Below are 3,153 nucleotides of genomic sequence, written 5' to 3'. Positions count from 1 at the left end.
TATAGTCAATATAATCGTAGCACTGTGTAAACATGCCGTGGATAGCCAGAAGGTCGACTAAGCCGTGGATATGTTGCTATCCGGCAATTCAGATCAATCATTCATCAATAATATTTGATACACCTGTCTGCGGACTGACTACCTTCGATAACGAAGCGCCAACCCTACACGGGAGTGTATTTTCAAAACTGCACGATGAATAGACTGCATGTCCCAAAAAACAGATAAAAAAAGAGGGGCTATAAAAGCCCCTCTATATGAGTGCGGTTCATCCATAAACCGTTTGAGCGAGCACGTTTAGCTGTACTTCGAATGACTGGTGGATCTGCGCAACGCCACCCGAAGCCGAAAATAAACGCTGGGTCTTACCATTTGTAAGGTAAGAAGGGACAGATAACAGCCCGGTAAGGCTGTCATCCGAATTCGCCATGTCGATTAATCGACGTGCTTAGTAGTTGTACTTACCAGCAGAGTACAGAGCCTGAGCTTTTTCCCAAGTTGCACCGATCTGACCGTCGCCTACAGGCTGGCCGTCCAGTTCTACAACAGGAGCGATCTCTTTACTGGAGCTGGTCAGCCAGATTTCGTCCGCGTTGCGAACTTCATCCATAGTGACGATGCGCTCTTCAACTTTGATAGAGCCATCTTTCGCCAGGATATCCAGCAGCATCAGACGGGTGATACCCGGCAGGATCTGGTGATCCAGCGGAGGCGTGATCACAACGCCATCTTTAACGATGTAAGCGTTGCATGCACTACCTTCGGTCATTTCGCCGTCAGCGTTGTACAAGATGATTTCGTTGTTGCCAGACTCATAACCCTGCTGGAAGTGCATAACGTTGCCCAGCAGTGCAGTCGATTTGATGTTGCAACGTTTCCAGCGCAGATCTTCAGTGCTGGATACTTTGTATGCTTTATCAACGGCTTTATCAGCAACAGGCGCAGCAGGAATCTCGAATACGAATGCAAATACAGTCGCTTCTACATCTTCTGGGTACGCGTGGAAACGCTTGCTATCAGTACCGCGGGACACGTGCAGGTAGATACCCAGGTTGCCGCCGCCGTTCTTTTCAATCAGGTTTTCGCATACTTCACGCCAGTCAGCCTGAGAGTAGCCAAATTTAATGCCGATCAGGTCCATACCCTGATCCATACGCTTGATGTGCGGAGCGAAACCAACCAGTTTGCCATCGTAAGAAGGGATCACCTCATAGATGCCATCACCAAACAAAAAGCCACGGTCCATCGGCGAGATCTTCGCTTCGTCCATTGGCATGTAGGATCCGTTTAAATAAACAATACTCATAACAAACTCCAAACCATCGGTGGCTTCAAACCGTGAGTCCCCTCACTTCACCACCCTATCGATAAACTTAATCACGCACTCCGCAGAACGGAGTGCATGCAATTAATCATGCAAATCCAGTTAACTTACGCAGTTCCAGCAACATCGCTTCGCCATCGGCGGCAGGCAGGCTGTCTTCTGTCAGGGTGTTGTCACGGGTGACACCGTCAACACTGCCACGTTCAGACAGGTACTGCAGAATCGCAACGTTGTCGAAATCAGCCAGCAGGTCTTTACCTTCCAACCAACCCATCAGGGACACCAGTGCGTGCCCCCCCCAGTTGGATACATCGGCGACAACCAGTTCGCTGCAACGGGTCACTGCTGGCGTAATATCCAGAGAACGCAGCGCCGGGCGAACATTACCCATGCCGATTTCGTTACCACCGTCACCAATCGCAATGGATGGGCAACCGGCTTCTTTCATAATCTCGTCGAAGCTGGCCGCGTGCGGAGTGATCGATTCACCGCGCATGTTGTAATAACCTTCATCTGCCGCCTGCCCCGGACGCTCAATCGAGATCACCAGCTGTGGGGCATGTTTCTCCAGAATTTCATCTGCAGCGCGAAGACGTTCTTCAGTGCTCATTTCACCAACAGGCAATTTCTGAATACGGTAATCCGCTTCTAGCGCACTTGCCAGTGGATCACCACACACCATGATGGGTGTGGCACCGCAGGCTTCGAATGCACGGTACAAAGAGATCGCACCCACAGGGCCATCAGTCTCAAACGTACCTGCCACAGGGAAACCAGTACCAATCAATACCGTACCGGTGCATTGCTGCATCATCATCGCTGCACGCAAGCAGTAACCCGGCAACATCATGCCCTGCACCGTTTTCATGCCACGAAGGTCACGGGATACCAACAGTTCTTCAATCGCCAGGCTAAGCTTCATCGCTTCTTGCATCTGGGACTGGGGGGTAATTTCCTGTTTCATATTCACGAAGGTACTCCAGTTATTATTCTTAGCAGGCCAGCGGTTCAATCACCGCATTGCGGCGTTTGGTCAGCAGGTGCAAATTGTGGGCATCATCAATGGTGATGGCTTCAAATGTCAGTGTTGCGCCCGGCGTCATCTGCGCCAGTTTGGCGGTATCCAACGACAACATGGAACCCAGTTTCGGGTAACCACCAATCGTCTGACGGTCGTTCAGCAGGATGATCGGCTGGCCGTCCGCCGGTACCTGAATCGCACCGTGACAGATCCCTTCGGACAGGATGCCGTCCAGTGAAGGTTTGATCTCAGGTCCGCTCACGCGATACCCCATACGATCGCTGCGATCGGTAGTCTGGTATTCGCTGCTGAAAAAGCGCGCCATTTGCAGATCAGTAAACGCGTGCTTCTGATAACCCTGAATCACACGCAGATGTGCACGTTTGTCATAGGTCGGACGGTGCTGTTCCGGCAGGACCAGACAACCGTTCGCCGATGCAGCGGTGCACGGCAGAAAATCATTGGGGGCCAGCTTGCCACCGTTCAATCCACCAATGGATTCACGGGTAACTGTCGCGGCACTGCCAAAGCTATGCTCGATATGGAAACCACCTGCAACCGCCAGATACGCGCGGCAACCAGCAGTGGCATAACCCAGTTCGATCACATCACCGGCATTAACGGCGTGACTGCGCCATTGCTCTTTTGCCTGACCGTTGATGCTCAACGGCAGTTCAGCACCGGTCACGGCAATGCGGGTGTTGATCTGAGCTTCCAGAATCAATCCGCCAAAGCTAACTTCCAGTGCGGTGACTTCAGTGCTGTTATCGCACAGGCGGTTAGCCCAGCTGAACGCTTCAGCATCCAG

Annotated in this window: 3 protein-coding genes; all 3 read right to left on the bottom strand. The window is 51.9% G+C overall.

All coding sequences use genetic code 11. The annotated features are described in order from the left end of the window. Positions 1 to 448 precede the first annotated feature (448 nt). Positions 449 to 1,306: a D-amino acid aminotransferase gene (locus tag ABYW01_RS17690; protein WP_372835327.1), complete on the bottom strand. Its 858-nt coding sequence runs from the start codon at positions 1,304 to 1,306 to the stop codon at positions 449 to 451. A gap of 106 nt (positions 1,307 to 1,412) precedes the next feature. Next, complete coding sequence (locus ABYW01_RS17685) at positions 1,413 to 2,288, bottom strand: DUF4392 domain-containing protein (RefSeq protein WP_372835330.1); 876 nt, start codon at positions 2,286 to 2,288, stop codon at positions 1,413 to 1,415. A gap of 28 nt (positions 2,289 to 2,316) precedes the next feature. Continuing rightward, positions 2,317 to 3,153, bottom strand: an 837-nt coding sequence (locus ABYW01_RS17680) for a biotin-dependent carboxyltransferase family protein (protein ID WP_372835324.1), incomplete at its 5' end; no start/stop codon positions are given.

It is taken from the genome of Pontibacterium sp. (assembly GCF_041587635.1).
In the GTDB taxonomy this organism is placed as follows: domain Bacteria; phylum Pseudomonadota; class Gammaproteobacteria; order Pseudomonadales; family Balneatricaceae; genus Pontibacterium.
This window is presented reverse-complemented; position numbering and strand designations above follow the sequence as displayed.

What these genes read in the sequence shown, in the direction of transcription:
- ABYW01_RS17690 (WP_372835327.1), bottom strand. Translation starts at nt 1,306, where the DNA reads ATGAGTATTGTTTATTTAAACGGATCCTACATGCCAATGGACGAAGCG.
- ABYW01_RS17685 (WP_372835330.1), bottom strand. Translation starts at nt 2,288, where the DNA reads ATGAAACAGGAAATTACCCCCCAGTCCCAGATGCAAGAAGCGATGAAG.